This is a genomic window from Agromyces mediolanus (genome assembly GCF_044917495.1).
In the GTDB taxonomy this organism is placed as follows: domain Bacteria; phylum Actinomycetota; class Actinomycetes; order Actinomycetales; family Microbacteriaceae; genus Agromyces; species Agromyces mediolanus_B.
The window spans coordinates 36,595-59,327 of record NZ_JAVSSI010000012.1; the positions used below are offsets into that span (position 1 = coordinate 36,595).

The 22,733-nt window shown below is 72.0% G+C and carries 23 protein-coding genes; 7 read left to right on the plus strand and 16 right to left on the minus strand.

The window, feature by feature from the left end:
• Nucleotides 1-14: 14 nt before the first annotated feature.
• From ROT00_RS15300 to ROT00_RS15310, 3 genes are all read right to left on the minus strand, one after another.
• Nucleotides 15-1,370 (minus strand): anaerobic C4-dicarboxylate transporter family protein, encoded by a 1,356-nt coding sequence (locus tag ROT00_RS15300; protein WP_404775893.1) that lies wholly within the window; start codon nucleotides 1,368-1,370, stop codon nucleotides 15-17.
• Nucleotides 1,367-2,122: a Type 1 glutamine amidotransferase-like domain-containing protein gene (locus tag ROT00_RS15305; RefSeq protein ID WP_404775894.1), complete on the minus strand. Its 756-nt coding sequence runs from the start codon at nucleotides 2,120-2,122 to the stop codon at nucleotides 1,367-1,369. The genes ROT00_RS15300 and ROT00_RS15305 overlap by 4 nt, the downstream gene beginning before the upstream one ends.
• 265 nt (nucleotides 2,123-2,387) lie before the next feature.
• On the minus strand, nucleotides 2,388-2,525 hold the full coding sequence (locus ROT00_RS15310) for a hypothetical protein (protein ID WP_243570243.1): 138 nt from the start codon (nucleotides 2,523-2,525) through the stop codon (nucleotides 2,388-2,390).
• Between the two features lie 121 nt (nucleotides 2,526-2,646).
• Here ROT00_RS15310 and ROT00_RS15315 point away from each other — a divergent pair, with 121 nt between their 5' ends.
• The 3 genes from ROT00_RS15315 (at nucleotide 2,647) to ROT00_RS15325 (ending at nucleotide 6,059) form a co-directional block, all read left to right on the plus strand.
• Complete coding sequence (locus ROT00_RS15315; RefSeq protein WP_404775895.1) at nucleotides 2,647-3,582, plus strand: LysR family transcriptional regulator; 936 nt, start codon at nucleotides 2,647-2,649, stop codon at nucleotides 3,580-3,582.
• Nucleotides 3,583-3,669: 87 nt separating this feature from the next.
• Nucleotides 3,670-4,353, plus strand: coding sequence for a hypothetical protein (locus ROT00_RS15320; protein WP_404775896.1), 684 nt, complete (start codon nucleotides 3,670-3,672; stop codon nucleotides 4,351-4,353).
• Nucleotides 4,354-4,466: 113 nt separating this feature from the next.
• A complete protein-coding gene (locus ROT00_RS15325) occupies nucleotides 4,467-6,059 on the plus strand; it encodes an HNH endonuclease (protein WP_404775897.1) in 1,593 nt (530 codons plus the stop codon).
• Between the two features lie 41 nt (nucleotides 6,060-6,100).
• Here ROT00_RS15325 and ROT00_RS15330 read toward each other — a convergent pair whose 3' ends face one another.
• Both ROT00_RS15330 and ROT00_RS15335 read right to left on the minus strand, forming a co-directional pair.
• Nucleotides 6,101-6,697, minus strand: a complete 597-nt coding sequence (locus ROT00_RS15330; protein ID WP_404775898.1) for a YdeI/OmpD-associated family protein — start codon at nucleotides 6,695-6,697, stop codon at nucleotides 6,101-6,103.
• On the minus strand, nucleotides 6,694-7,290 hold the full coding sequence (locus ROT00_RS15335; protein WP_404775899.1) for a VOC family protein: 597 nt from the start codon (nucleotides 7,288-7,290) through the stop codon (nucleotides 6,694-6,696). Before ROT00_RS15335 ends, ROT00_RS15330 begins: the two co-directional genes overlap by 4 nt.
• 61 nt (nucleotides 7,291-7,351) lie before the next feature.
• Here ROT00_RS15335 and ROT00_RS15340 point away from each other — a divergent pair, with 61 nt between their 5' ends.
• The gene (locus ROT00_RS15340; RefSeq protein WP_404775900.1) at nucleotides 7,352-8,317 is read left to right on the plus strand and encodes a helix-turn-helix transcriptional regulator; all 966 of its coding nucleotides are present in this window, start codon (nucleotides 7,352-7,354) and stop codon (nucleotides 8,315-8,317) included.
• Between the two features lie 37 nt (nucleotides 8,318-8,354).
• Here the strand turns inward: ROT00_RS15340 and ROT00_RS15345 are convergent, their stop codons facing one another.
• The 5 genes from ROT00_RS15345 to ROT00_RS15365 all read right to left on the minus strand — a co-directional run bounded on the left by ROT00_RS15345 (nucleotide 8,355) and on the right by ROT00_RS15365 (nucleotide 14,732).
• Nucleotides 8,355-9,854: a CoA-acylating methylmalonate-semialdehyde dehydrogenase gene (locus ROT00_RS15345; RefSeq protein ID WP_404775901.1), complete on the minus strand. Its 1,500-nt coding sequence runs from the start codon at nucleotides 9,852-9,854 to the stop codon at nucleotides 8,355-8,357.
• Complete coding sequence (locus ROT00_RS15350; protein ID WP_404775902.1) at nucleotides 9,851-11,176, minus strand: aspartate aminotransferase family protein; 1,326 nt, start codon at nucleotides 11,174-11,176, stop codon at nucleotides 9,851-9,853. Before ROT00_RS15350 ends, ROT00_RS15345 begins: the two co-directional genes overlap by 4 nt.
• A gap of 80 nt (nucleotides 11,177-11,256) precedes the next feature.
• Entirely contained in the window at nucleotides 11,257-12,273 is a 1,017-nt protein-coding gene (locus tag ROT00_RS15355) for a TIGR03842 family LLM class F420-dependent oxidoreductase (protein WP_404775903.1), read from the minus strand.
• A 26-nt stretch (nucleotides 12,274-12,299) separates the two neighbouring features.
• A complete protein-coding gene (hydA, locus tag ROT00_RS15360) occupies nucleotides 12,300-13,763 on the minus strand; it encodes a dihydropyrimidinase (protein WP_404775904.1) in 1,464 nt (487 codons plus the stop codon).
• Between the two features lie 120 nt (nucleotides 13,764-13,883).
• Nucleotides 13,884-14,732, minus strand: a complete 849-nt coding sequence (locus ROT00_RS15365) for a nitrilase-related carbon-nitrogen hydrolase (RefSeq protein ID WP_404775905.1) — start codon at nucleotides 14,730-14,732, stop codon at nucleotides 13,884-13,886.
• A gap of 269 nt (nucleotides 14,733-15,001) precedes the next feature.
• Between ROT00_RS15365 and cofD the strand changes: the two genes are divergently transcribed.
• Nucleotides 15,002-16,039 carry a 2-phospho-L-lactate transferase gene (cofD, locus tag ROT00_RS15370; RefSeq protein WP_404775906.1) on the plus strand — a complete coding sequence of 346 codons (1,038 nt, stop codon included), beginning with the start codon at nucleotides 15,002-15,004 and terminating at the stop codon, nucleotides 16,037-16,039.
• A gap of 183 nt (nucleotides 16,040-16,222) precedes the next feature.
• Nucleotides 16,223-16,444, plus strand: coding sequence for a hypothetical protein (locus ROT00_RS15375; protein ID WP_404775907.1), 222 nt, complete (start codon nucleotides 16,223-16,225; stop codon nucleotides 16,442-16,444).
• A 105-nt stretch (nucleotides 16,445-16,549) separates the two neighbouring features.
• On the opposite strand, the gene ROT00_RS15380 is transcribed toward ROT00_RS15375, so the two are convergent.
• From ROT00_RS15380 to ROT00_RS15405, 6 genes are read right to left on the minus strand one after another with little or no spacing between them, the layout of a single operon-like run.
• Nucleotides 16,550-16,897: a hypothetical protein gene (locus tag ROT00_RS15380; RefSeq protein ID WP_404775908.1), complete on the minus strand. Its 348-nt coding sequence runs from the start codon at nucleotides 16,895-16,897 to the stop codon at nucleotides 16,550-16,552.
• Nucleotides 16,897-17,739: a DODA-type extradiol aromatic ring-opening family dioxygenase gene (locus tag ROT00_RS15385; RefSeq protein WP_404775909.1), complete on the minus strand. Its 843-nt coding sequence runs from the start codon at nucleotides 17,737-17,739 to the stop codon at nucleotides 16,897-16,899. The genes ROT00_RS15380 and ROT00_RS15385 overlap by 1 nt, the downstream gene beginning before the upstream one ends.
• A gap of 45 nt (nucleotides 17,740-17,784) precedes the next feature.
• Complete coding sequence (locus tag ROT00_RS15390; RefSeq protein ID WP_404775910.1) at nucleotides 17,785-18,648, minus strand: amidohydrolase family protein; 864 nt, start codon at nucleotides 18,646-18,648, stop codon at nucleotides 17,785-17,787.
• Nucleotides 18,645-19,850: a CaiB/BaiF CoA transferase family protein gene (locus ROT00_RS15395; protein ID WP_404775911.1), complete on the minus strand. Its 1,206-nt coding sequence runs from the start codon at nucleotides 19,848-19,850 to the stop codon at nucleotides 18,645-18,647. Before ROT00_RS15395 ends, ROT00_RS15390 begins: the two co-directional genes overlap by 4 nt.
• A complete protein-coding gene (locus ROT00_RS15400) occupies nucleotides 19,847-19,993 on the minus strand; it encodes a hypothetical protein (RefSeq protein ID WP_404775912.1) in 147 nt (48 codons plus the stop codon). Before ROT00_RS15400 ends, ROT00_RS15395 begins: the two co-directional genes overlap by 4 nt.
• Nucleotides 19,983-20,984 carry an alcohol dehydrogenase catalytic domain-containing protein gene (locus ROT00_RS15405; protein WP_404775913.1) on the minus strand — a complete coding sequence of 334 codons (1,002 nt, stop codon included), beginning with the start codon at nucleotides 20,982-20,984 and terminating at the stop codon, nucleotides 19,983-19,985. The genes ROT00_RS15400 and ROT00_RS15405 overlap by 11 nt, the downstream gene beginning before the upstream one ends.
• Nucleotides 20,985-21,386: 402 nt before the next feature.
• On the opposite strand from ROT00_RS15405, the gene ROT00_RS15410 reads away from it, so the two are divergent.
• Nucleotides 21,387-22,463, plus strand: coding sequence for an ABC transporter substrate-binding protein (locus ROT00_RS15410; RefSeq protein WP_404775914.1), 1,077 nt, complete (start codon nucleotides 21,387-21,389; stop codon nucleotides 22,461-22,463).
• Nucleotides 22,464-22,733: the final 270 nt, after the last annotated feature.

Here is a 22,733-nt window from a genome sequence, read left to right on the forward strand (position 1 = left end):
CCGGGCCGCCGTCATCAGCCGAGGACGAAGGAGATCGCCACGCCCACGATGATCGCGCTGAACACGTAGACGAGGTTCGGCAGCTGGAAGGAGTGGTCGAAGACGAACTTGCCCATCTTCGTGGTGCCGGTGCGGTCGAAGGCGACCGTCGCGACCTGGCTGCCGTTCGCCGGCAGCGTGTACATGCCCATCGCGCTCGGCCACAGCCCGGCAATCAGATGCGCCGGCAGGCCGATCGTGAGGCCGATCGGCACGATCGCGTTGGTCGCGCTGGACTGGCTCGTCGTCAGCATCGCGACGACGAACAGCGCGAGCGCGAAGAGCAGCGCCCCGACGAAGGCCGAGGAGCCCGAGACCATCGAGCCGAGCCCGTCGACGATGAGCTGGTTGTTGGCCGCGACGAAGGTGTTCGCGAGCCAGGCGATGCCGAACAGCGCGATGGCACCGACGATGCCGGCGGGGAAGGTGGACTGCTTCGGCACGTCGGCCGCCTTCACCTTGCAGAACACGAAGATGAGGGCCGCGATGACGCCCATCGTGACCTCGATGACGGTGGTCACCGAGAGGTGGATCGGGTCGCCCGCGTCGTTCGTGCCGATCACCGGCAGGAGGTTGGAGAAGAGGCCGCAGAAGACGATGACGGCGACACCGGCGAGGAAGAGGGATGCCGAGAGCACCGCCGTCTTCGGCAGCTTCTGGTCGTGGGCGTCCTCCTGCGGTGCGTCGACCTGGTGCGCGGCGAGGCGCTTCTGGAACTCCGGGTCGTCCTCCAGCTCCTTGCCGTGCTTCAGCATGACGAGCGCGGCGAGGAAGAGGCCGACGACCGACGCCGGCCACATGATGAGCAGGAGCTTGCCGAGGTCGAAGCCCTGCGGGGCGAGCAGCACCACCATCGAGGCCGTCGCCGCGGAGACCGGCGAGCAGAGGATGCCGACCTGCGAGGCCACGGCCGAGACCGACAGCGCGCGCTCTGGCCGGATCTTCTGCTGGTACGAGACGTCGTAGATCACGGGCAGCAGCGGGTAGAAGATGTTGCCGGTGCCGGCGCCGACGGTGAAGAGGAACGACATCGCGGGTGCGAGGAAGACCACGGAGCGCGGTCGTTTCCGGATCGCCTTCGCGGCGACGGAGACCATCCAGTCGATGCCGCCCGCGGCCTGCATGACCGAGGCCGCGGTGATCACCGTGATGACGATGAAGACCGCGTCCACCGGCGCGTTGCCCGGCGCCTCGCCGAACACGAAGATGAGCACGGCCACGCCGACGAGGCCCCAGACGCCGAGTCCGATGCCGCTCGTGCGCGTGCCCATGTAGATCGCCAGGATGACGACCAGGAGCTCGGCGAGCAGGATCCACACGTTGTCGTTCATGCGCTCGGTCCCTTCACGATCGGGCCGGTGCCGGCGAGCACCTGCACGGGCAGCGGCGTCTCGACGATCTCGCCGTCGACGGCCTCGACGCGGAGCGCAAGCGGCGGCTCGACGGGGCTGATCGCGGTGACGAACTCGGGGGCGCCGCCGCCCGAGCGCGCGAAGTGCAGCGACTGCAGGTTTCCGACGGCGTAGCCGGTGGCGAGCTCGCCCTTCAGCAGCGCGTCGTGGAAGAGCGGCTGGCGCTGGTCCTCCGCGTCGTAGTGGGGGCAGAAGCTGCCGTGCAGGAAGCCGAGGCCCTCGGGCAGCACCTGGAGGGTCGGGCCGTAGCTGTCGGTCGTGCCGCCTTCGAACCAGCAGATGCCGCCGGCGGAGCCGCCGGTGAAGACGACGTTCGAGGCCGGGTCGTCCCACATCCCGCGCATGATCTCGTCGAGCCCCTGGCGGTGCCAGACGTCGAGCATGTTCGCGGTGTTGCCGCCGCCGACGTGGATGACGTCGAAGCCCCGGACGAAGCCCGCGAGGTCGTCGAGGTCGCGATGGAAGAGGGTCAGGTGGTGCGGCGCGCACCGATCGGAGTCGTAGGTCTTGTAGAAGCTCAGCGTGTACGCCTGCTCGTCACCGGTCGCGGTGCCGACGAAGAGCACCCGCGGGCGATCCTTCCCCGTGAGCTTCAGGATGTATTCGTGGGTCGGATCGTTGCGACGCTCCATCATCGCCTTGCCCGCCCCGGTCGCCACAACGTGCGCCATCGTCCCCCCAGATCTCGACGAACCCGTTGCGGCACACGCTAGCGCTGTCGGCGGCTCGGAGTCGAGCATTTGCTGGCGCGATCGCTCCCGGGCGCGCGATCCTCGGCCCGAGGCATCCGCCCGCACCTGCGCGGCTCAGCCGCGCCTTCGCCGGTGCCGGGGACCCGCGATCGTGGGAAGTCCGGAGAAACGAGGAGAGCCGCCCCGCGGGGTGTCCCTCCCCCGCGCAGCGGCCCTCGACTCCGGGGCGATGCCCCGCTTCGCGCTACACAGTGCGCGCGAAGGTCTCCTTCGGCAGGCGACGGTAGCCGTCGCGCGAGGCGACGACGACGGAGCCGACGAGGCCGGCGAGCGATACGCCGCCGAGGATGAGCAGGATGGCGAACACGGTGGTTCCTTTCACGAAGACCAGTGGATCGTCGAGCGACGGAGGCGCCGTTGCACGTGTTCGACACCTCAATTGAACCGCGGAAAACCGTTCAGCACAATCTGATACTCCTTCACTGAGGATGTAGCATCGCTACATGGATGTGCGGCGCTTGGACCTCCTCAGAGAGCTCGCGGAACGCGGCAGCGTGACCGCGGTCGCGGAGGCCACCGGGCGCACCCCGTCGGCCGTCTCACAGCAGTTGAAGGTGCTCGAGCGCGAGGCCGGCGCCCCGCTCACCGAGCGCAGCGGGCGCGGCATCGTGCTGACGAGCGCCGGGCACGCGCTGGCGAGGAGCGCGGCGGATGTCGCCATCGCACTCGCCCGGGCCGACGCCGTGTGGGACGAGTTCCGGAACGACCCGAGCGGCGAGGTCACGCTGCTGACGTTCCCGACCATCGGGGCGACGATGCTCCCCGCCGTGCTGACCGAGCTCCGGCAGGTGCCGGGGCTCGTCGTGCGGGCGACCGACTTCGACCCGGAGCTCGCCGAGTTCGCCGAGCTCACCGCCGACTACGACATCGTGCTCGCCCACACCATGCCCGGCGTGCTGCCCTGGGGCGGCCGCGGCCTCCGCGTCGTGCCGCTGCTCACCGAACCGCTCGACATCGGCCTGCCCGCCTCGCACCGGCTCGCCGCGCGCTCGCACCTCACCGCCGGCGACCTCGTGGAGGAGACCTGGCTCGGGGTGCCGCCCGGGTTCCCGTTCGAGCGCATCCTGCACGCCATCGAGCAGCAGGGCGGACGACGCGTCGAGATCGCCCAGCGGTTCAGCGACATGCGCATCGTCGAGGCGTTCATCCAGGCGGGCTTCGGCGTCGCGTTCGTGCCGCGGTACACCTCGGGCGCGCTCCCGCCCGACCTGGTGCTGAAGCCGCTGCGCGGGGTCCCGTCGGCACGGCAGATCGTCGCGCTCGTCCGGCCCGACGTCGCCGAGCGGCTCGCGGTGCGCACCGTGCTCGACGTGCTCGTGGCGAAGGCGGCCGAGCTCGGTGCTGGGGCGGGGGTCGCGCCGGTGGGAGTCGAGGCGTAGCGGCGCGCACGGGCCGGTGGCCCGTCGAATCGGAGTTCAGTGTCCGCCCTCTTGCCCGGATCGTGCATCCTGTGCTCGACTCATCCCGTGACCCGCCGATTCCTCGCGCGCACCGCGCTCGCCGCACTCGTGCTCTCCGCCTTCGCCGCCTGCGCAGCCTCGCCCGCGCCGACCCCACCGCCGACGAGCAGCCCGTCCCCGACGCCGAGTGTGACGCCGACGCCGAGCCCGGAGCCGCCGGTGGCGGCCGCCATCGTCGTCTCCACCGAACATCTCGAGGTGGTCGACGACGACGGTGCCGTCGTCGCGAGCTACGACTACTTCCAGCCGACGGCCGAGGTCGTCGACGGGCTCACCGCATACCTCGGGGAGCCGGTGGACACCGAGTTCGAGGGGTACAAGGAGGCTCCCCCGTCGACCTACCACGATTGGGGCGGGCTGCGACTGATCGACACCGAGCCCCCCGCCTCGCCTCCCGCCACTCCCGAGCACTGGGTGCGCATCACGGGCCCCGACGCGAACGGCGTCGCGCTGCGGGCCTTCGACGGCAGTGCGGTCGGCGGGCCGATCACCGCGGTCGAGGGGGAGATCAGCGACTCCACGAACGCGAGCACCACGGGCATCGTGTACCGGATGGTCCGCATCGGCATCGTTCCGATCGAAAGCACCCCCAACGAGGGTGATCGCAACTTCGCCGTCGCGATCGACGGCCCGCTCGAAGCGGACGTCATCGAGTCCATGCACGCGCCATCGGCCAACTTCGGGCCCTGAGCCGGGACGCGGATCCCCCGCCCGCGGCAATAGCGCCACTTCCAGCGCGCCTTTCCCCTGATGAAGCGCCACTTCCAGCACCGTTGTCGAGCGATCGATGACAGGCTGGAAGCATGACGAACCCGCTCGACGCACTCGAAGCCGACCTGGCGTCGCTTCGGGCTGCGTGGGGCGAAGCGGGCCCGGCATTCGGTGCCGGATCGGGGCTGGGCGCGGGCGCCACCGTCCCCGCGGCGATGAGCGACACGGGGCTGCTGCTCGTCCTGCAGGCCGCGGCGCGGCTGCGGCGGGCGAGCGAGGTGGCGCTCGTCCGGCTCGCGGCCGAGGTCGCGGAGCGGTCCCAGGCGGGCTTCGGCGCCGAGGGCCTCGCCAAGCGGCACGGCCACCGCACCGCGGCCTCGCTCGTCGCCGCTTCGACGGGCGACGCAGTCGCCGGGGCTGCGAAGCTGCTGCGCGTCGGCACCGCGACGCGTCCCCGCCAGACCCTCACCGGCCAGGTCCGGCCGGCGCGGCATCCCGCGGTGGCCGATGCCCTCGCAAACGGCGCGGTCTCGCTCGACGCCGCCGACGCCATCTGCGCCATGCTCGAACGCATCGCCCCGCGCACGAGCCTCCGCCGCGCCGAGGCGTACGAGGCCGAACTCGTCCGCTTCGCGAGCGCCGCGCCGCACGGGCTCGTGCTGCGCGCGGTGCGGCACGCCGAGGCGCGGCTCGACCCCGACGGCGTCGAGCCGCGCGACGAGGCGATGCACGCCCAGCGCAGCCTCACCATCGTCGAAGAGCCTTCGGGCATGGTCCGCATCACGGCGCGGCTCGACCCGATCACAGCGGCGCCGGTGAAGGCCGCGATCGAGGCGATCGTCACCGAGGTGCTCCATCGACGCAGCCCGGGCGGGGCAACGGATGCCGACTCACGAAGCACGGCCCGCGCCGCCGCGGCGCCCGAGCAGGGGAGCGGCGCCCACGCGGAATCGGGCGGGGAGACGGATGCCCCACTGGGACGCGATGCCCATGCGGATTCAGGCGGGGGCGCGCCGACGTGCAGCCCGGTGCTCGAAGATCGGCGCACGATCCCGCAGCTCCAAGCCGATGCACTCAGCGAACTCGCCCGCCACGTCCTCGGCTGCGAGGCCGCCGCGACGCGCGCGAAGGCGACGGTCGTCGTCCGCCTCGAACTCGACGCGCTGCTGAGCGGAGTCGGCGAGGCGACGATCGACGGTCTCGACCGGCCGGTCTCCGCGGCCGCCGCGCGGCGCCTCGCGGTCGACGCCGAGTTCGTTCCCTCGGTGCTCGGCGGGGAGTCGCTTCCGCTCGATCTCGGTCGCTCGCGCCGGCTCTTCTCCCGCGCGCAGCGGCTCGCCCTCGGCGAACGCGACGGCGGGTGCGCCTCGTGCGGCCGCAACATCGCCTACGTCGAGGCGCATCACCTCGACTGGTGGCATCGGCATCGAGGGCGAACCGACCTCGACAACGGCGTGCTCCTCTGCAGCCACTGCCACCACCAGGTGCATCGCGAGGGCTGGCGCATCAGGGCCGACCGCCACGAGGTCTGGTTCGTGCCACCGCCGCACCTCGACCCCGAGCAACGCCCGAGACGTGGCGGCCGGGCCCGGTTCGAGTTGCGCGCCGATTCGCGAGTCCCTGCGACGCGCACGACGGCGGATGCCTCGCCGGCACCGGGCGCGCTGAGCCTGCCTGCGGCGTGACCCCCGGGCTCGGGCTCCGGGCGCGGGCTCCGGGCGCAGGCTCAGCCCGCCGCCCCGCTGTGCGGGTCACCGAGCTCCGCGACCAGTTTCGCGAGCCGCGCCGCGCGCCCCTCGGCGGTCCGCGCCTTCAGCAGCGGCAGCACGAGTGCGTACTGCCGCGTCTTGCCGAGCGCGGCGAAGCGGCTCGCGGCGAACGGTGCCGCGGCGAGCGCGGCCGCGAGGTCCTCGGGCACGGTCGCGTCACGCTGACGGACGTACGCGGCATCCCACCGGCCGTCGGCCCTCGCCGAGGCGAGCTGCGCGAGTCCGCCCGGGCGCATGCGGCCCGCCGCCTCGAGCGCCTCGGCCCGCTCGACGTTGACGTGCGACCACGGGCTGCCCGCCCGGCGCGGCGAGTAGCGCTGTGCGAACGAGCCGTCATCGTTGCCGCGGCGGACGCTGTCGATCCAACCGAAGCAGAGCGCGACGTCGAGCGCGTCCGAGATGGCGAGCCCGGGCCGCCCCTTCTTCGCGATCCGCAGCCACGCCTCGCCCGCGTCGCCGTTCCGTTCGAGCCACGCCTCCCACTCGGCGGCGTCGTCGAAGTGCAGGAGATCGGGTCGAGCCGCGGAGGCGCCGGCCGTCGCGCCGGTGGTCATGCGACGCCCCCGCCGACGACATCGAGGTAGTGGCGGTTGAACATGATGCCGAGCACATTGCCGAACGGGTCGACGACGGAGGCCGTGACGAACCCCGGACCGCGCTCGATGACCGGCTGGTGCACCGTCGCGCCGAGGGCGAGCAGCCGGGCGAGCACCGCCTCGACGTCATCGACGTGCCAGTACGTGATCGGCTGCGCCGGCGCCGCCGCCACCGGCGCCGTCGCCGTCGCCGCCGCAGGCGCTGCAGGCGACGCGGCCGAGGCGCCCGCCGCCGCTCTCGCCCCCGCCGCCGCGGATTCGGCGCCAGGGGCGAAACGGCGATCGACGATGCCGAGCTCGTGCTGCAGATCACCGAGCCGGAACTCCACGTACATCGGGGGCGCCGGCTGCGGCGGGTTGAAGAAGTACGGCTCGACGCCGAGGAACTCCGTGTACCAGCGCTGCGCGGCAGCCACGTCGTCGGCGTAGAGGGTGACGGTGCTGAGCCCGCGGAGCGGAGGTGCGGCCGAGGAGTCGGGCACCGTCGCGGCGGTCACGAGCTCGGTGGCGAGCGGAGCGGATGCTGCGGAATCGGTTTCGTTCAGGTCCATGGCTGCACGCTATGCGGAATTGCGGAACCTCCGATTCCGCAATTCCTGGCAGACTGCAGAAATGCTCGAAAGCTCGGTGCGGATGCTCCGCCTGCTCGCCCTCCTGCAGGCACGCCGCGAGTGGGCGGGCGCCGAACTCGCCGAGCGGCTCGACGTCACCACGCGCACGGTCCGCAACGACATCGAGCGCCTCCGCATCCTGGGCTACCGCGTCGACTCCTCGCCAGGGGTCGCCGGCGGCTACCGGCTCGCAGCCGGGAGCGCGCTGCCACCGCTCCTCCTCGACGACGAGGAGGCCGTGGCCGTCGCCGTCGGCCTCCGCGCCGCGGCGGCGGGCTCCGTGACCGGCATCGAGGAGGCCTCGCTCCGCGCCCTCACGAAGCTCGAGCAGACCCTGCCCGCACGCCTCCGTCACCGGGTCGACGCCCTCCGCGACGCGACCGTCTCCGTGGCGGGCGGGGGCCCGACCGTGGACGCGCAGGTGCTGGAGACCATCGCCGCCGCCGCGCGCGACCACGAACGGCTCCGCTTCGCCTACGCGGCCGCCGACGGCGCGGCATCCGAGCGCCTCGTCGAGCCGCACGGGCTCGTCTTCACCGGCCGCCGCTGGTACCTGCTCGCCTGGGACCTCGACCGCGACGACTGGCGCAGCTTCCGCGCCGACCGCATCGAACCCGGCCCGCCGACCGCGCGCCGCTTCGCACCGCGGGAGGCGCCCGAGGGCGGGGCCGCCGCGCATGTGCTGCGCGGCATCGGCTCCGCGAGCTGGCCGGTGCGGGCGCGGATCCGATTCGACGTCCCGCAGGAGGAGCTCATGCGGCGGCTCGAACCGCCGGCCGGCCTCGTCACGCCGATCGACGCCCGGCACTGCCTCGTGGAGACCGGCTCGAACACGCTGCACGACCTCGCGGTCTACCTCGGCCGGCTCGGGCTGCCGTTCACGGTGGTCGACCCGCCCGAGCTCCGCGAGGTGATCGCTGGCCTCGCCCGCAGTTTCGCGGCGGCGAGCGGCGCCGGCCCCGTCTGAGACTCCCCGTCCGCCCGCCCTCCGCGCGCCTGCCCGATCAGTCGTGCCGCGGGAACCCCAGGTCCACGCCGCCGTGGCTCGGGTCGAGCCAGCGCGAGGTGATCGCCTTCTCCTGCTGGAAGAACGCGAAGCCCTGCGGCCCGTACGCCTTCGTGTCGCCGAAGAACGAGTCCTTCCAGCCGCCGAAGGAGTGGTACGCGACCGGCACCGGGATCGGCACGTTGATGCCGACCATCCCGACCGTCACCTCCCGCTGGAAGCGCCGCGCGGCACCGCCGTCGTTCGTGAAGACCGCGGTGCCGTTCCCGTACGGCGACCCGTTGATGAGCGCGAGCCCCTCCTCGTACCCCGCCACCCGCACGACCGACAGCACCGGTCCGAAGATCTCGTCGCGGTACACGGCCGACTCGCTCGGCACCCGGTCGATGAGCGTGGGCCCCAGCCAGAAGCCGTCCGCGTCGCCGTCGACCTGCGGGTCGCGCCCGTCGACGACGAGGGATGCCCCGTCCGCCACGGCGACGTCGAGGTACCCGGCGACCTTATCGCGGTGCTCCCGGGTGATCAGCGGCCCCATGTCGCAGCCGCGGGTGCCGTCGCCGGTGCGCAGCCGGGCCATCCGCTCGGCGATCTTCGCGACGAGCTCGTCGGCGATCGCGTCGACCGCGACGAGCGCGGAGATCGCCATGCAGCGCTCGCCCGCCGAGCCGAAACCGGCGTTCACGGCGGCGTCGGCGGCGAGCTCGAGGTCGGCGTCGGGCAGCACGAGCATGTGGTTCTTCGCGCCGCCGAGCGCCTGCACCCGCTTGCCGGTGCTCGCGGCGGTCTCGTAGATGTACCGGGCGATCGGCGTCGAGCCGACGAAGGAGATCGAGCGCACGGTCGGATGCGCGAGCAGCGCGTCGACGGCGACCTTGTCGCCGTGCACGACGTTCAGCACGCCGTCGGGCAGCCCCGCCTCCTGCAGCAGCCTGGCCAGCCAGACCGCGGCGCTCGGGTCCTTCTCGCTCGGCTTCAGCACCACGGTGTTGCCCGCGGCGATCGCGATCGGGAAGAACCACAGCGGCACCATCGCCGGGAAGTTGAACGGGCTGATGATCCCGACCACCCCGAGCGGCTGCCGCACGGTGTAGACGTCGATGCCGGTCGAGGCGTTCTCGGAGTACTCGCCTTTCGTGTACGCCGGCATCGCGCACGCCAGCTCGACGACCTCGAGGCCGCGGGCGATCTCGCCGGCGGCGTCGCCGAGCACCTTCCCGTGCTCGCTCGTGAGGATCGCGGCGAGCTCGTCGGACCGTCCGGCGAGCAGTTCCCGGAAGCGGAACATGATCTGCTGCCGCTTCGCGATCGACGCGTCCCGCCAGGCGGGGAAGGCCCGCGCCGCGGCATCCACCGCGGCATCCACGTCGGTTGCCTCGGCGAACCGCACCCGCCGCTGCTCGACGCCGCGCGCCGGGTCGTAGACCGGTCCCGTGCGCTCGCCCGTGCCGCTCGTCGCGGCCCCGTCGATCCAGTGCTCGACGAACTCGATCTCGCTCATGCTGCGCCTCCCACTGCGCTCAGCACCTCGTCGTAGCCGGCCATCGCCTCGCCCACCTCGTCGGCGGTGACGACGCAGGGCGGCACGACGTGGATGCGGTTGTCCTGAATGAACGGCAGCAGTCCGCGCGCGAGGAGCGCCGCCTTGATCTCCCCCATCGCCGCCGCGGGCAGGGGCTCGCGCGTCGCGCGGTCGACGACGAGCTCCATCGCCCAGAACACGCCCTCGCCGCGCACCTCGCCGATCACCGCGTGACGCTCGGCCAGCTCGGCGAGCCCCGGCCCGATCGCGGTCTCGCCGATCGCGCGCGCGTGCTCCACGATGCCCTCCGAGGCCATGGCGTCGAGCGTCGCGACGATCGAGGCCATCGCGAGCGGATGCCCCGAATAGGTGAGTCCGCCCGGGAACACCCGCTCGTCGAAGCCCTCAGCGATCGGCTCGTCGATGATCACCCCGCCGGCGGGCACGTACCCCGAGTTCACGCCCTTCGCGAAGGTGATGAGATCGGGCCGCACCTCGTAGCCGTCGAAGGCGAACCACCGGCCGGTGCGGCCGAAGCCCGCCATCACCTCGTCGAGGATCAGCAGGATGCCGTGCCGGTCGCAGAGCTCGCGGACGCCTGCCAGGTAGCCGGGCGGCGGCACGAGCACCCCGGCGGTGCCGGGAATCGTCTCGAGCAGCACCGCCGCGATCGTCTGCGGCCCCTCCGACTCGATCACGCGGCGCAGGTGCTGCAGCGCGCGCTCGCACTCCTCCTCGGGACTCTGCGCCCAGAACTCCGAGCGGTAGAGGTACGGCCCGAAGAAGTGCACGTGCCCCCGGGCGAACTCGTTCGGGACGCGCCGCCAGTCACCGGTCGACACGATCGCGGCACCCGTGTTGCCGTGGTACGAGCGGTACGTCGAGAGGATCTTGTCGCGCCCCGTCGTGAGCCGCGCCAGCCGGATCGCGTTCTCGTTGGCGTCGGCCCCGCCGTTGGTGAAGAACACCCGGCGGAAGCCCTCCGGCGCGCGGGCGACGATCCGCTTCGCGGCCTCGCCGCGGGCGAGGTTCACGGTGGCGGGCGCGACCGTGGCGAGCAGCTCGGCCTGCTCCCGGATCGCCGAGACGACGGCGGGATGCTGGTGCCCGATGTTGACGTTCACGAGCTGGCTCGAGAAGTCGAGGTACTCGCGACCGCTGTGGTCCCAGACGCGGCATCCGCGTCCCGAGGCGATGACGAGCGACGAGTCCTGCGCCTGCGCAGTCCAGGAGTGGAAGACGTGCGCCCGGTCGAGCTCGCGCGCGAGCTCGTCGGTCGCGGCCGGTCCGGTGTCGGTCATGGTGCGCTCCGTTCGGTGGTCCCCTCGGTGGTCGACCCGGTGATCGATTCGGTGATCGACTCGGTGATCGACTCGGCGGTTCAGCGCTTCGCGACGAGGTGCTCGCGAAGCGCCGGGATCACCTGCTCGCCGTAGACGCGCAGGGTCTCCTCCTTGTTGTCGTGCTGCAGGTACCCGGCGAACTGGTCGACGCCGAGTTCGGCGAGGCGCTGCAGCTTCTCGATGTGCTCCTCCGGGGAGCCGAGCAGGCAGAAGCGCTCCACGATCTCGTCGGGCACGAAGTCGACGTGGTCGTTCGACGCGCGGCCGTGGCTGTTGTAGTCGTAGCCCTCGCGCCCCCGGATGTACTCGGTCAGCGCCTCCGGCACCTGCCCGTGCTCGCCGTACCGGGCGACGAGGTCGGCGACGTGGTTGCCGACCATGCCGCCGAACCAGCGGCACTGCTCGCGCATGTGCTCGCGGTCGTCGCCGATGTACATGGGCGCCGCGACGCAGAACGCGATCTCGTCGGGATCGCGCCCGGCGGCCTCGGCGGCGTTCCGCACCGTGCGGATCATCCACGCCGCGATGTCGAGGTCGGCGAGCTGCAGGATGAAGCCGTCGCCGACCTCGCCGGCGAGCTTCAGCGCCATCGGCCCGTAGGCCGCGACCCACACGTCGAGCCGGGAGCCGAGCGACCACGGGAACTGCAGCGTCGCGCCGTTGAACTCCACGGCGCGCGAGTTCGCGAGCTCGCGGATGACGTGGATCGACTCGCGGAGCTCCGCCATCGTGGTCGGCTTGCCGTTCGTCACGCGCACGGCCGAGTCGCCCCGCCCGATGCCGCAGATCGTGCGGTTGCCGTACATCTCGTTGAGCGTCGCGAACACGCTCGCCGTGACCGTCCAGTCGCGGGTCGCCGGGTTCGTGACGAACGGTCCGACGATCACCCGCCTGGTCTCCGCCAGGATCTGGGAGTGGATGACGTACGGCTCCTCCCAGAGCAGGTGCGAGTCGAACGTCCACACGTGCGAGAAGCCGAACTGCTCGGCGAGCTTCGCGAGGTGCACCGTCCGCGAGGCGGGCGGGTTGGTCTGCAGGACGACGCCGAAGTCCATGGGTGGTGCCTCCGTCTCTGGAACGTTCAATTCACATAGCTCGACAGCCCGCGCTTCAGGTAGCGACCGTCGCCCTTGCGGCCGAGGTACTCGTCGCCCTCGACGACGACCTTGCCGCGGGACAGCACGACGTCGACGTGCCCGTCGACCTCGAATCCCTCCCACGCGGAGTGGTCCATGTTCATGTGGTGGGTGCGGCCGGTCGGGTTGCCCTGCTCGTCGACCGGCATGCCGATCGTCGTGCGCCCGTTCGGGTCGTAGACGACGAGGTCCGCGTCGGCGCCGGGCTGGATCGCGCCCTTGCGGCCGGCGAGGCCGAACATGCGCGCGGGCGTCGTGCTCGTGAGCTCGACCCAGCGCTCGAGGGTGAGCTCGCCGGTCACGACGCCCTGGTACATGAGGTCCATGCGGTGCTCGACCGAGCCGATCCCGTTCGGGATCTTGCGGAAGTCGCCGAGGCCGAGCTCCTTCTGGTCCTTCATGCAGAACGGGCAGTGGTCGGTCGAGACCATCTGCAGGTCGTTCGTGCGGAGCGCCTGCCACATCGCGTCCTGGTGCCGTTCCTCGCGGCTGCGCAGCGGCGTCGAGCAGACCCACTTGGCGCCCTCGAACGCGCCCCACGGCTCGCTCGAGGCGCCGAGCTGTTCCTCCAGCGAGAGGTAGAGGTACTGCGGACAGGTCTCGCCGAAGACGTGCTGCCCGTGGTCGCGGGCCCAGGCGAGCTGCTCGACCGCCTGCTTCGCGGAGACGTGCACGACGTAGAGCGGGGCGCCGGTGAGCTTCGCGAGCATGATGGCGCGGTGGGTCGCCTCCTCCTCCATCTCCCAGGCGCGGGCGATGCCGTGGAAGTACGGGTCGGTCTTGCGCTGCTCGACGAGCTGCTCGGCGAGCACGTCGATCGCGGGGCCGTTCTCGGCGTGCATCATCGTCAGCATGCCGGTCTCCCGGGACACCTGCATGGCCCGCAGCACCTGCGCGTCATCGGAGTAGAAGACGCCCGGGTAGGCCATGAAGAGCTTGAAGCTCGTGATGCCCTCCTCGGGCAGCTTCCGCATGGCCTGGAGGGATGCCTCGTCGACGCCCCCGATGATCTGGTGGAAGCCGTAGTCGACGGCGCACTCGCCCGCCGCCTTCTCGTGCCAGGCGGCGAGCCCGTCCTCCACGCGTTCGCCGGTGCGCTGCACGGCGAAGTCGATGATCGTGGTCGTGCCGCCGTGCGCGGCCGCCCGGGTGCCGGTCTCGAAGGTGTCGGACGCCTCCGTGCCGCCGAAGGGGAGCTGCATGTGCGTGTGCGCGTCGATCCCGCCGGGGATGACGTACTTGCCGCTCGCGTCGATCACCCGGTCGACGGAGCCGGCGAGGTCGGCGCCGAGGAGGGTGCTGCCGGGCTCCAGCACGGCGACGATGCGCTCGCCGTCGACGAGCACGTCGGCGGCTCCGCGCCCGGTCGCCCCGACGACGGTGCCGCCCGAGATGAGGGTCGTGGTCATAGTCCTGGCTCCCTGAGCTTGTCGAAGGGATGCTGCGTCACGATGCTGGCTCCCTGAGCGTGTCGAAGGGATGCTGCGTCACGATGCTGGCTCCCTGAGCGTGTCGAAGGGCGGCGCGGGTCACGGCTGCGCGATCCGCGTGTACGAGTCGGGCCGGCGGTCGCGGTAGAACTGCCAGTCGTCGCGCATCTGGCGCACCATGTCGAGGTCGAGGTCGCGCACGAGGATCTCCTCGTGCTCGCCCGAGCCGCGCTCCCCGACGAAGTTGCCGCGCGGGTCGATCACCTGGCTCGTGCCGTAGAAGTCGACGGCGAGCTCGCCGTACTCGTTGTCCTCGCGCCCGACGCGGTTCGGCTGGAGCACGAAGTAGCCGTTCGCGACGGCGGCGCACGGCCCCTCGACCTCCCAGAGCCGGTTCGAGAGCCCCGGCTTCGTCGCGTTCGGGTTGAACACCATGTGGGCGTCGTTCAGCCCGAGTTCGCGCCAGCCCTCGGGGAAGTGCCGGTCGTAGCAGATGTACATGCCGATGCGACCGACCGCCGAGTCGAAGACCGGGTAGCCGAGGTTGCCGGGCCGGAAGTAGAACTTCTCCCAGAAGCGGTCGAGATGGGGCAGGTGGTGCTTGCGGTACTTGCCGAGGATCTCGCCGTCGGCGTCGACCAGCACGGAGGTGTTGTAGTACACCCCCGTCTCGGCCTCCTCGTAGATCGGCAGCACCATGACGGTGCCGAGCTCCTTCGCGACCGCGGCGAAGCGCTGCACGATCGGGCCGTCGGCCTGCTCCGCGAAGCGGTAGTACTTCTGCTCCTGCGTGATGCCGAAGTAGGGCCCGTAGAACAGCTCCTGGAAGCAGATCACCTGCGCGCCCTGCCCCGCGGCATCCCGCGCGAACTGCTCGTGCTTGTCGAGCATGGACGCTTTGTCGCCGGTCCAGCTCGTCTGGGTGATCGCTGCTCGAACGATGGTCATGCTGCCTCCTGCCGCACGTCGTCGTGCTCTCGTGGCTCATGGTTCCTGTTCGGCTCATCCTCTCCCGAGGCGCGGCTCGGGGCAATGGATTGCTCGGATGAGCAGCGCCCGAAGTGGCGCTGACGACCCTCGGGACGCGGACGGGAACCACCCGGCTCCCAGCGCGCACTCCACCCGGGGGGGAACGCACCGCACCACGCTGCATCGATGGAACGCACCGCACCGCACCGCACGCGCTGGGTGCACGCCTCGCGCCCTACGCTGGAGCCGTGAGGATCACCGTGCTCGCCGGCGGCGTCGGCGGCTCGCGCTTCGTGCGCGGGCTCAGGGAGGAACTGCGACGTCGGGCGGCCCGTGCGGATCCGGTGCCGGGGGCGACCACCCCGCCCGAGCAGCCGACACCGGATGATCAGGTGTCGGTCGTCGTGAACACCGGCGACGACGTCTGGCTCGCGGGCGTGCGGCTCATGCCCGACTTCGACTCCCTCCTCTACGCGCTCGCCGGCGTGAACGACGTCGAGCGCGGCTGGGGCCGCGCTGGCGAGACGGAGCGCGTCGCGGCGGAACTCCGCGAGTGGGGCGTCGGCTGGCCGTGGTTCACCCTCGGCGACCTCGATCTCGGCACCCACCTCGCCCGCACCTCCTGGCTCCGCGAGGGCCTCACGCCCTCCGAGATCGGCGAGCGCCTGCAGCACCGCTGGCCGCTCGGCGTCCGCCTGCTGCCCGCGACCGACACCGAGGTCGACACGTGGGTCGAGATCGCCGAGCCCACCGACGACGGCCGCCGCGAGCTGCACTTCCAGGAGTGGTGGACGCGTCACCGGGCGAGCCTGCCCGCGCGCGCGTTCCAGCAGCGGAACCTCGCCGACGCCCGGCCCGCGCCCGGGGTCGTCGAGGCGATCGAGGGCGCCGACGTCGTGCTCCTCGCCCCCTCGAACCCGGTCGTCTCGATCGGCACGATCACCGCGATCCCGGGCATCTCCGAGGCGCTCCGCGCGACCGGCGCGCGCGTCGTCGGCGTCTCGCCGATCATCGGCGGCAAGGTCGTGCGCGGCATGGCCGACGCCTGCCTCGCGGCGATCGGCGTGGAGACGGATGCCGCGGCCGTCGCCCGCCACTACGGCCCGCGTTCCGACGGCGGGCTCCTCGACGGCTGGCTCGTCGACGAGGCGGATGCCGCGGCCGTGCCCGCGCTCGAGGCATCCGGCATCCCGGCGCACGCCGCACCGCTCTGGATGCGCGACCCCGACACCTCGGCCGCCGTCGCCGGCGCCGCCCTCGACCTCGCCAGCGCCCTGCGCGGCTGACGCCGTCTCGAGTCGCCCGACTTTCCTGAAAGAGTCGCCCGACTCTCCTGGAAGTCGGGCGACTCGGGAGACGTCACGCGACGCACGCGTGCGCCCGCCGGGTGTCAAGCCGGTTGCCGCTCGAACCGGCGAGGAGGAGCATGGCCCCCATCCACCGCAGGATCGCGAGCAGGGGAGGCTGCGATGTCGAGGAACGAAGACTGGGTGCCCGAGGAGGACGCCGGCTCCTACGTGGAGTCGCAGATCCCGGGTGAGGAGTACGTGCCGGAAGCGGGCGAGGGCGCGTACGTCGACTCGGAGCTGCCGGAGGACGCCGTCGTCCCGGACGACGAGCGCCGGATCGACGACGACGATGACGACGAGTTGGGCAGCACCCAGCCGATCGACCGGGACGCGGGCGAGTAGCCGCGGCGCGGTGATCCGGCGGCGCGATCGTCCGGTGGCGCGATCGTCCGGTGGCGCGACTCCTTGGGCCGCGCCACCGCGGCACCGGCCTGGCTGGCTGGCTGGTTACGGGATGTAGTCGACGATGCCCTGGGGCGCGACGGCCGTACGGTAGCGCTCGACGAGTTCGCGCCAGCCCGAGTCCGGCGTGTACTCGTGCTCGTACACCGCCTCGGTGAAGTGCCAGAGGAGGTACGGGTGCGCCCCGAGCGCGTAGAGCGCCTCGAAGTCGCGCGCCGCGAAGGCGTCCCGCTCCGCCGGCGTGAGCTCGCGGTCGTCCGTCGGGCCGGTGGGCCCGCCCGCCCCGGCGAGCCAGGCGTCGACGACCCCGGCCGGATCGGCGACGTACGCCGCGACGGCCGCGTCGCTCAGCTCCACCGCGCGGATGAACTTGTCGACCATGTACTTGCTCATCAGCGGCTCCCCCACAGGAAGAACGGACTCGAGGCGAAGCGCGAGGGCGTCACCTCGGCGAAGTCGGCGGGGCGCCCGCCCATCGCGGCGAGCGCCGCCACCGCGTTCAGGTACTGATAGGTCATGCAGCCCGCCTCGAGGAGGCGCTGGAAGTCGCTGCAGACGCGGATGGCGCCCTCGAGGTCGCCGTCGCGCATCCACGCGGCGGCCGCCTGGTCGAAGTCCGGATCGGGCGAGCCCGCGAAGGTGCGCGGCCCGCCGACGTCGTTCGCCATGTGCCCCGAGGTGAGGATCGCGACGCGCGCGTCCGAGTCCCAGCGCTCGATCGAGTCGCGCAGGTGCTCGCCGAGGGCGACGAAGCGGCGCACCGAGGGCACCGGGGGCATCGAGGCGTTCGTGTGGATCGGCACGACCGGCAGATCGAGCTCGGGCCGCACGTACTGCAGCGGGATCACGTAGCTGTGGTCGAGCCGCCACTCGAGGCTCACCGCGAGGTCGATCGTCTCGGGCAGCACCGTGCGGCCGGTGATCTCGTCGGCGAGCTCGCGGTGCCCGGCGAGCTCCACGTACTCCATGCCGAAGGTGCGCACCTCGTTCTCCCAGGTGCCGTGGTACGCCTCGGCCTTGCCGACGACGAACGCCGGCGAGTTGTCGTAGAAGAACTGCCGCACGTGGTCGGTGCCGATGACGACGAGCACGTCGACGTCGTGCGCGGCGACCGCGTCGCGGATGCGGGCGAAGTTCGCCGCGATCGGCTGCAGGTCGTCCGGCACCGGATCGTTCATCGCCCGCCAGAGCAGCGGGTTGTGCGGCGTGGCTGCCGCCAGGACGAGCTCGGCCATGTGGGTCCTTCCGAAGGTGCGAGGGGGATGCGGGGTCGACCCGGCTCAGATGCCGAACAGGGCGCGCGCGTTGTCGAGGAGGATCTTCTGCCTGGACTCGGGCTTGAACGGCAGCTCGGCGAACTCCGTCATCCAGCGGTCGGCGGTCATCACCGGCCAGTCGGAGCCGAACAGCACCCGGTCGGTGATGAGCGAGTCCGCGTAGCGGATCACCTCCGGCGGCAGGTACTTCGGCGCCCAGCCCGAGAGGTCGAGGTACACGTTCGACTTGTGCCACACCATCGCGAGGTTCTCGAGGTGCCACGGCCAGGCCGGGTGCGCGCTGATGATCTTCAGCTCGGGGAACTCCGCCGCGACGTCGTCGAGGTACGGCACCGGCCGGGCGTTCTCGAGCCGGTACCCGCCGCCGCCCGGCGTGCCGGCGCCGGCGCCCGGGAAGCCCGAGTGGAACATCACGACGAGCCCGAGCTCGGCGCAGGTCTCCCAGATCGGGAAGAAGCGGCGGTCGTTCGGCAGGAACTTCTGCCGCGACGCGTTGAGCTCGCCGACGCCCTTGATGCCGTACTCGGCGTGCATCCGGCGGATCTCCGCGATCGCCGCCTCGCCCTTCCACGGGTCGATGCCCGCGAAGGCGATGAAGGCGTCGGGATGGTCCACCTGGGCCTGGCCGAGCAGATCGTTCGGCGCCCCCGGGATGCCCGAGGTGGTCTCCGAGTCGGAGTTCACGATCACGGCCATCATCTTGCGCTCGCGGTACTGGTCGGCCTGCTCCGCGAAGGAGACGACGGGCCGCTCACGGCCGAAGTGCTTCGCCATCTGCTGGTGGCGCTTGCCCATCGCCTGCAGGAACTCCTCGGTCTGCGGGTGGGTGTGCACGTCGATCGCGACGAGCTCGTCGATGCGGCTCATGCGCGGCTCCTCTCGGGGGTGGCGGATGCCGCGGGTGCGGGCGCTGCCGTGGATGCCGCGGAAGCTGCGGCGCCGACGAGCTCGGCGCCGTGCTGGCCGAGGCGCGGGGCCGCGGCGAGCGCGGGCCGGCCCGAGCGGTGGAAGCGGGTGCTCGGCACCGGCACGCGGAGGGCCGAGCCATCCGGCCCCGCGATCTCCTCGACGAGCTGCATCGCGGCGATCTGCGGGTCGTCGAAGAGGTGCGCCACCGTGTTCAGCGGACCGTGCGGGATGTCGTGCGCGACGAGCCGGTCGAGCCAGTGCTGCCGGGGCATCCGCGCCGTCGTCGCCTTGAGCTCCGCGTCGAGCTCGTCGTAGTTGCGCACCCGCGCCTCGCGGGTGGAGAAGCGCGGGTCGTCGGCGAGCTCGGGGCGCTCGAGCACCTCGAGCAGCCCGGTCCAGAACTTCTCGGGCACCGACATGTGGATGACGAACTCGAGCCCGTCGGAGCCGCGGCACGCGTACGCCTGCGCCCGGCGCGGGCGCGAGTCGGGCCCGGCGACCTGCCCGGTCTCGAGGTAGGTCGAGGCCGCCTCGGTGAGAAAGTCGATGAGCGAGCCGACCATCGACACCTCGACGTGCTCGCCCGGTCCGCCGTCGCCGCGGGCGTGCAGCGCGGCGAGCACGGCCTGGGCGGCCGACATGCCCGAGAGCAGGTCGGAGAACGCGGGCCCGAGCGGACGCAGGATGTCGTCCGGGACGACCTGGCTGTACATGCCGCCCACGGCCGAGATCACCGTGTCGTAGGCGGGTCGCTTGGCGTAGGGCCCCTCGGGCCCGAAGCCGGTGATCGCGCAGGAGACGATGCGCGGGTTCACCCGGGCGAGCACCTCGGGGCCGAAGCCCAGGCGCGCGGCGACCCCGGGACGGAAGTTCTCGATCAGCACATCGGCGTCGCGGACGAGGTCGAGGAGGGCGGCGAGCCCGTCCTCGCTCTTCAGGTCGAGCACGACGGCGCGCTTGCCCCGGTTGTACGCGGCGAACTGGGGGCTCATCTGCCCGCTGCCCTCCCAGCGGCGCATGGGGTCGCCGTCGGGCGACTCGACCTTCACGACGTCGGCGCCGAGGTCGGCGAGGAGCTTCGCGGCGTAGGGCCCGGAGATGTACTGGCCGAGCTCGATGACGCGGACGCCCGCGAGCGGGCCGCTGGGGGTGGGGGTCATGCTGGGAGGTCCTCTCCTCGGGGCGCACGGGGGATGGCGGATGCGGCGGCCGTGCCGGGCCCGGCCGACGGCGCGGGCAGCCCGGTCGACGGCGCGACCAGCCCGGTCAGCGGCGCGACCAGCTCGAGCAGTTCAGGCGACATCGACGATCACCTTGCCCGGCTCCGTGCGGGGCGCGCGGTAGGCATCCGCGATGCGATCGAGCGGGAACCGCGCCGCGACGGGCGGGACGACCCGGCCCTCCGCGACGAGTTTCAGCGCCCGGCGCACCTGCGCGAAGTCGGCGCTCGCGACCCCGACGAGCCGGAGCCGGCGCAGGTAGAAGCTCCGCTGGTCGAGTTCGAGCACCGGGTCGACGGACGCGGCGCACGTCACCGCGCGACCGCCCCAGCCGAGCGCGGCGACGCCCGCGGCGAAGGTCGGCCCGTGCCCGCCGACGTCGACGACCGCGTCGAAGGGCGCCTCGGCGCCGAGCAGTTCGCGGAGCGCCGCGGGCGAGGCGGCGCTGATGACGCGGGCGCCGTCGGGCGCGGGGGCGGCGGAGCGGGATGCCCCGACGGTCTCCGCGCCGCTCGCGACACCGAGCTGCAGCGCGATCTGACCGAGCATGCCGCCCGCGCCGGTGACGAGGAGCCGGTCGCCATCGCCCACGCCGATCGCCTCGAAGGCGTTCAGCACGATCGGCACGGTGTGCACGGCGGCGGTGGCGAGCGCGGCGGAGATCTCGCCGCGGTCGATCGCGTTCCGCTCGGGCACGACCACGAACTCGGCGGCGCCGCCGTTGCGGTGCACGCCCATGACGGTCTGCGCGGGGCAGTCGGCCTCGCGCCCGGCGGCGCAGCGCGGGCACTCGCCGCAGGGGATGTTGGGCTTCACGACGACGGGCCGTCCGATGCGCGCCTCGCTCATGCCGGGACCGACGGCGACGATCGTGCCGGCCGGGTCGATGCCGAGGATGCGGGGCAGCTTCGCGACGGCGCCCGGCCCGATGCCGGCGATCACGTTGCGGTCGAGCTGGTTCACGCCGACGGTCTCGACGCGCACGAGCACCTCGCCGGCGCCCGGGGCCGGAACCGGCACCTCGGCGACGGCGAGCGCCTCCAGGGCGTGATCGGTGAGCAGCGCTGCCCGCACTCCGCCTCCTCGCGTCGTCTTTCTGGATACGGTATCCAAAATTGCAATCCGCGTCCAGTGCTACGAGCATCCCATCCGCGCGGGCGCGCCGGGACCGCACGTGGCGCGCCCGCTCCCCGCGGGCGCGCTGGCCGACCACCCCGGGGGCCCAGGTCGCGCAAAGTGCTCCATTCCAACCCGACCCCGAGCGATCCATGCGACTCCACCACGTGAAGTCGCACGAATCGCGCGATGGCCCCGTCTGACCGCACCGATCGCGCGACCTCGCGAGCACCTCCGCCAGCCGCTCGAAAGAGGGCATGGACAGCCCCGCGCAGATTGGATACCGTATCCATACTCGCGGACGGTGCCGTTCCCGCGGGATCCGACCGCGAGGGTCTATCCCGCCAAGAATGGAGAGTCATGCGCAAATCCATCCCCCGCAGCAGCCTGGCCGCTGCCGCCGGCGTCGCAGCACTGGCGCTGCTCGTCGGCTGCAGCTCCGCCGCACCGGCGCCGTCCGGCCCGGTCGACCTCGGCGACGGCGAACCCGGCCCCGCCGAGGACACCAGCATCACTGTCGCCATCCCCTTCCCCGACGTCACCATGTACTCGATGTACGTGCTCGGCACCGACCTCGGCTACTACGAGGAGGAGGGCCTCACCGTCGAGGTCATCACCGCCGACAACGTCACCGCGGCCGTCGCGTCGGGCAGCGCCGACATCGGCGTGGAGTCCACCGGCACTGTCATCGAGGCCATCCGGGGCGGCGTCCCGGTCGAGCTCGTCGGCGGGCACTACTGCCGGCAGAACTTCGACTTCGCGGTGCAGCAGGGCATCGACTCGGTCGAGGACCTCGACGGCACGACGATCACCCTCGCCGGCACGCCCGGCGACCCGGCCGAGTTCCAGCGCAAGCTGGTGCTGAAGGAAGAGGGCTGGGACCTCGACACCGTGAACGTCGAGGTCGTGTACCCCGGCCCCGGTTCGGAGTCCTGGACGGAGTTCTTCGTCAACGACCGGATCAGCCTGCAGCCCTTCTACACCGATGACCGACCCGCGCTCGAGGAGCACGGGGCGAACATCGTCGTCGAGGCGCTGCGCAACTGGGCGAACGACGTGCAGGTCGCCGGCACCGACTGGGTGCAGAAGAACCCGAACACGCTCGTGCGGTTCCTCCGCGCGACGCTGAAGGCCGCCGACTTCATGACGGCCCCGGCGCCGGGCGAGTTCCCGGAGAACGTCGACGAGGTGCTCGACATCTACGAGGCGAACGACTTCGACGTGTCGGCGCTCCGCGGCTCGGACAGCGTGTGGGTGCTCGACGGGCACCTCGCCTGCTCGAACCTCTACTTCGACCAGGAGGCGTGGGACACCACGATCGACACGCAGGAGCTCGAACCCCTCGAGTTCGACGCGGGCCAGCTCGCCTATCTCGAGAAGGCCCAGCAGCTCGTGGGCGTCGAGAACGACCCGCCGGCCACCCTGCCCTACCCCTGATCGGGCCTCGTCCCGGTTCCCGGAGCCCCCGCCGCAGCGCATGACGGCGGGGGCTCCGTCGTGTCCGGGCGCGTGGGTTCCCGGGCCCCTCCCCGGCGGGACCCGCACGACGGCGCCATTTGCGCCGCCGGGACCCGGGCGGATGCGTCGGACCACCCGGCCGCGCCACTTTCTCGTCGTTGCGCCAGCACGAGTGGCGCATGGACACGGAAGTGGCGCAGACAGGCACAGGCAGACGCAGGCAGACGGAGCAGGCGCGGAAGCACAGAG

Coding starts and splice junctions, on each gene's coding strand:
- ROT00_RS15300 (WP_404775893.1), bottom strand. CDS start 1,370: ATGAACGACAACGTGTGGATCCTGCTCGCCGAGCTCCTGGTCGTCATC.
- ROT00_RS15305 (WP_404775894.1), bottom strand. CDS start 2,122: ATGGCGCACGTTGTGGCGACCGGGGCGGGCAAGGCGATGATGGAGCGT.
- ROT00_RS15315 (WP_404775895.1), top strand. CDS start 2,647: ATGGATGTGCGGCGCTTGGACCTCCTCAGAGAGCTCGCGGAACGCGGC.
- ROT00_RS15325 (WP_404775897.1), top strand. CDS start 4,467: ATGACGAACCCGCTCGACGCACTCGAAGCCGACCTGGCGTCGCTTCGG.
- ROT00_RS15330 (WP_404775898.1), bottom strand. CDS start 6,697: ATGACCACCGGCGCGACGGCCGGCGCCTCCGCGGCTCGACCCGATCTC.
- ROT00_RS15335 (WP_404775899.1), bottom strand. CDS start 7,290: ATGGACCTGAACGAAACCGATTCCGCAGCATCCGCTCCGCTCGCCACC.
- ROT00_RS15340 (WP_404775900.1), top strand. CDS start 7,352: ATGCTCGAAAGCTCGGTGCGGATGCTCCGCCTGCTCGCCCTCCTGCAG.
- ROT00_RS15345 (WP_404775901.1), bottom strand. CDS start 9,854: ATGAGCGAGATCGAGTTCGTCGAGCACTGGATCGACGGGGCCGCGACG.
- ROT00_RS15350 (WP_404775902.1), bottom strand. CDS start 11,176: ATGACCGACACCGGACCGGCCGCGACCGACGAGCTCGCGCGCGAGCTC.
- ROT00_RS15355 (WP_404775903.1), bottom strand. CDS start 12,273: ATGGACTTCGGCGTCGTCCTGCAGACCAACCCGCCCGCCTCGCGGACG.
- hydA (WP_404775904.1), bottom strand. CDS start 13,763: ATGACCACGACCCTCATCTCGGGCGGCACCGTCGTCGGGGCGACCGGG.
- ROT00_RS15365 (WP_404775905.1), bottom strand. CDS start 14,732: ATGACCATCGTTCGAGCAGCGATCACCCAGACGAGCTGGACCGGCGAC.
- ROT00_RS15375 (WP_404775907.1), top strand. CDS start 16,223: ATGTCGAGGAACGAAGACTGGGTGCCCGAGGAGGACGCCGGCTCCTAC.
- ROT00_RS15380 (WP_404775908.1), bottom strand. CDS start 16,897: ATGAGCAAGTACATGGTCGACAAGTTCATCCGCGCGGTGGAGCTGAGC.
- ROT00_RS15385 (WP_404775909.1), bottom strand. CDS start 17,739: ATGGCCGAGCTCGTCCTGGCGGCAGCCACGCCGCACAACCCGCTGCTC.
- ROT00_RS15390 (WP_404775910.1), bottom strand. CDS start 18,648: ATGAGCCGCATCGACGAGCTCGTCGCGATCGACGTGCACACCCACCCG.
- ROT00_RS15395 (WP_404775911.1), bottom strand. CDS start 19,850: ATGACCCCCACCCCCAGCGGCCCGCTCGCGGGCGTCCGCGTCATCGAG.
- ROT00_RS15400 (WP_404775912.1), bottom strand. CDS start 19,993: ATGTCGCCTGAACTGCTCGAGCTGGTCGCGCCGCTGACCGGGCTGGTC.
- ROT00_RS15410 (WP_404775914.1), top strand. CDS start 21,387: ATGCGCAAATCCATCCCCCGCAGCAGCCTGGCCGCTGCCGCCGGCGTC.